Source organism: Thiococcus pfennigii, assembly GCF_016583835.1.
Taxonomy (GTDB): domain Bacteria; phylum Pseudomonadota; class Gammaproteobacteria; order Chromatiales; family Chromatiaceae; genus Thiococcus; species Thiococcus pfennigii.
Window position 1 is genome coordinate 1 of the sequence record NZ_NRRW01000164.1, and the last position, 555, is coordinate 555.

General features: G+C 64.9%; 1 protein-coding gene and 1 pseudogene. Both read left to right on the top strand.

Annotation, left to right across the window (positions count from 1 at the left end; genetic code table 11):
• Positions 1 to 240: porphobilinogen synthase (locus tag CKO41_RS18380; RefSeq protein ID WP_521963703.1), on the top strand; the 240-nt coding region annotated here is incomplete at its 5' end.
• A 117-nt stretch (positions 241 to 357) separates the two neighbouring features.
• Positions 358 to 555, top strand: a pseudogene (aroE, locus tag CKO41_RS18385) (shikimate dehydrogenase); the annotation flags it as partial.

The following is a 555-nucleotide window of genomic DNA, read 5'->3' on the forward strand; positions in this document are numbered from 1 at the left end:
ATGGTCAAGCCCGGCATGCCTTACCTCGACATCGTGCGGCGCGTGAAGGAGCGTTTTGCGGCGCCGACGTTCGTCTACCACGTCAGCGGCGAGTACGCGATGCTCAAGGCCGCGAGCCAGAACGGCTGGCTGGACGAGCGCCCGGTGGTGCTGGAGGCGCTCATGGGCTGCAAGCGCGCCGGCGCCGACGGCATCCTCACCTACTACGCCAAGCAAGCCGCGCAATGGTTGAATGAGTGACGAGTGACGAGTGACGAGTGTCGAGGAGCGAGTATCCTTCACTCGATTCACTTGGCTCAGACCCTACCCCCTAGCCTCTGAACCCTCGAAACTCGCCCCTCGACACTCGAAACTTCGATGTCCGACCACTACGCCGTCATCGGCAATCCCATCGGCCATAGCAAATCGCCGCAGATCCACGCCGCCTTCGCCCGGCAGACCGGTGAGCGCGTGGAGTACGGGCGCATCCTGGGCAGCCTAGAGGACTTCCCGGGCGACGTGCGCGCCTTCGTGGCCGACGGCGGCCGCGGGCTCAATGTGACCGTGCCCTTCAAG